Source organism: Streptococcus sp. (genome assembly GCF_019414905.1).
Classification (GTDB): Bacteria; Bacillota; Bacilli; order Lactobacillales; family Streptococcaceae; genus Streptococcus.
Genome location: NZ_DXLC01000155.1, coordinates 1 through 2963, shown reverse-complemented (window position 1 = coordinate 2963; position 2963 = coordinate 1). Strand labels below are relative to the sequence as shown.

Annotated in this window: 3 protein-coding genes; all 3 read left to right on the top strand. The window is 41.2% G+C overall.

Going from position 1 to position 2963, the window contains the following annotated elements; all coding sequences use genetic code 11:
- Positions 1-159 precede the first annotated feature (159 nt).
- Positions 160-897 (top strand): adaptor protein MecA, encoded by a 738-nt coding sequence (gene mecA, locus QZ359_RS04705; RefSeq protein ID WP_293963362.1) that lies wholly within the window; start codon positions 160-162, stop codon positions 895-897.
- Positions 898-1050: 153 nt separating this feature from the next.
- The gene (locus QZ359_RS04700; RefSeq protein ID WP_293963359.1) at positions 1051-2337 is read left to right on the top strand and encodes a homoserine dehydrogenase; all 1287 of its coding nucleotides are present in this window, start codon (positions 1051-1053) and stop codon (positions 2335-2337) included.
- Position 2338: 1 nt separating this feature from the next.
- A partial coding sequence (gene thrB, locus QZ359_RS04695) for a homoserine kinase (protein WP_293963357.1) occupies positions 2339-2963 on the top strand: 625 nt, incomplete at its 3' end.

Here is a 2963-nt window from a genome sequence, read left to right as displayed (position 1 = left end):
AAGCTAGCCAGTGCATTAATTTTTATATTTTTCATTGTACTTTCTTTCTTGTATTGTAAAATGGTCTCTAGTATTATATCACATTCTCGCTTCATTCTTTTGATAAAATCGTAAAAATCTAGTATAATAGATAGAACTGAAAGTATGAGGTTACTAGCAATGAAAATGAAACAAATTAGTGATACAACTTTGAAAATAACGATGTCTTTAGAGGATTTGATGGATCGTGGCATGGAGATTGCTGACTTTCTCGTTCCTCAAGAAAAAACAGAAGAGTTCTTTTATGCTATCTTGGATGAGTTAGAGATGCCTGAGAGTTTTTTGGATACAGGCATGTTGAGCTTCCGTGTGACTCCAAAACCGGATAAGGTCGATGTCTTTGTAACTAAATCAAAGATTGACCAAAATCTAGATTTTGAAGATTTATCGGATTTACCAGATATGGAAGAATTAGCCCAAATGTCGCCAGATGAATTTATCAAAACCTTGGAAAAAAGCATCGCAGATAAAACCAAGGATGATATCGAAGCGATTCAATCTCTAGAGCAAGTTGAAGCCAAGGAAGAAGAGCAGGAGCAGGCTGAACAAGAAGTTGAAAGCAAGAAAGAGCCTTACATCTATTACATCCTTTCTTTTTCTAAGTTGGCTGATTTGGTGTCTTTTGCCAAGACAGTGACTTTTGAGATGGAAACTTCTGAACTCTACAAGATGAATGAGCGCTATTATTTGACCATTTTAGTGGATATTGAAAATCATCCAAGTCCATATCCAGCTTGGCTCTTGGCACGTATGCGCGAGTTTGCAGACGATAGTGATATCAGTCGCTCAGTCTTGCAGGAGTATGGTCAAGTCTTGATGAATCATGATGCAGTGCTCAATCTGCAAAAGATTGGATAATCATTTTTGGAAAGCTTTTTCCAAATTTAAAAATAAGAGCGAATCATCTGATTCGTTTTTTCTTTTTTAGACTGAAATAGTGATTTACTATAATAGGAATTTCCACAAAATTCTGTTATAATGGCTATATTAGAAAATTTCGAGGAGATAAACATGACAGTTAAAATTGCTTTACTAGGATTTGGTACCGTTGCAAGTGGTGTGCCTTTCCTCCTAAAGGAAAATGGAGAAAAAATCAATCAATCAGCACATTCAGAGATTGAAGTTGCTAAGGTATTGGTCAAGGATGAAGATGAAAAGAACCGCTTGCTTGCTGCAGGGAATGACTTTAACTTTGTAACCAATGTGGATGACATTTTGACAGACCAAGACATTACCATCGTAGTGGAATTGATGGGTCGTATCGAACCTGCTAAGACATTTATCACTCGTGCCTTAGAAGCTGGGAAACACGTTGTTACTGCTAACAAGGACCTTTTGGCTGTCCATGGTGCAGAATTGTTAGAAATCGCTAAAGCTAATAAGGTAGCACTTTACTATGAAGCAGCAGTAGCTGGTGGTATTCCAATTCTTCGTACTTTGGCAAATTCATTGGCTTCTGATAAAATCACGCGCGTGCTTGGAGTAGTCAACGGAACTTCTAACTTCATGATGACCAAGATGGTGGAAGAAGGCTGGTCTTACGATGATGCTCTTGCGGAAGCGCAGAGACTTGGTTTTGCAGAAAGCGATCCGACGAATGACGTAGATGGGATTGATGCAGCCTACAAGATGGTTATTTTGAGCCAATTTGCTTTTGGTATGGAGGTTGCATTTGACGATGTAGCCCACAAGGGAATCCGCAACATCACACCAGAAGACGTAGCTGTAGCCCAAGAACTTGGCTATGTAGTGAAATTGGTTGGTTCTATTGAGGAAACTCCTTCAGGAATTGCTGCAGAAGTAACTCCAACTTTCCTTCCTAAAGCGCATCCACTTGCTAGTGTGAATGGCGTAATGAACGCTGTCTTTGTAGAATCTATCGGTATTGGTGAGTCTATGTACTACGGACCAGGTGCTGGTCAAAAACCAACTGCAACAAGTGTTGTAGCTGATATTGTTCGTATCGTTCGTCGCCTGAATGATGGAACCATCGGTAAAGACTTCAACGAATACAGCCGTGACTTGGTCTTGGCAAATCCTGAGGATGTTAAAGCAAACTACTACTTCTCAATCTTGGCACCAGACTCAAAAGGTCAGGTCTTGAAGTTGGCTGAAATTTTTAATGCTCAAGATATTTCCTTCAAGCAAATCCTCCAAGACGGAAAAGAGGGTGACAAGGCGCGTGTCGTTATCATTACACACAAGATTAATAAATCTCAACTTGAAAATGTCTCAGCTGAATTGAAGAAGGTTTCAGAATTCGACCTCTTGAATACCTTCAAGGTGCTAGGAGAATAAGATGAAGATTATTGTACCTGCAACCAGTGCCAATATCGGGCCAGGTTTTGACTCGGTCGGTGTAGCTGTAACCAAGTACCTTCAAATCGAGGTCTGTGAAGAACGAGATGAGTGGTTGATTGAACACCAGATTGGCAAATGGATTCCACATGACGAACGTAATCTCTTGCTCAAAATCGCTTTGCAAATTGTACCAGACTTGCACCCAAGACGTTTGAAAATGACCAGTGATGTTCCCTTGGCGCGTGGCTTGGGTTCTTCTAGCTCGGTTATTGTTGCTGGTATTGAACTAGCCAACCAACTGGGCCAGCTCAACTTGTCAGACCATGAAAAATTGCAATTAGCGACCAAGATTGAAGGACATCCTGACAATGTGGCTCCTGCTATTTATGGTAATCTCGTTGTTGCGAGCTCTGTTGATGGGCAAGTTTCAGCTATCGTAGCAGACTTCCCAGAGTGTGATTTCCTAGCCTACATTCCAAACTATGAATTGCGTACTCGAGACAGCCGTGGTGTCTTGCCTAAGAAATTGTCCTATAAGGAAGCTGTTGCGGCCAGTTCTATCGCCAATGTGGCGGGGGCAGGCCTTGTGGGGGGAGGAAAAGAGGGCGGAAGGGGAGAGAAAG

Coding starts and splice junctions, on each gene's coding strand:
- QZ359_RS04700 (WP_293963359.1), top strand. CDS start 1,051: ATGACAGTTAAAATTGCTTTACTAGGATTTGGTACCGTTGCAAGTGGT.
- mecA (WP_293963362.1), top strand. CDS start 160: ATGAAAATGAAACAAATTAGTGATACAACTTTGAAAATAACGATGTCT.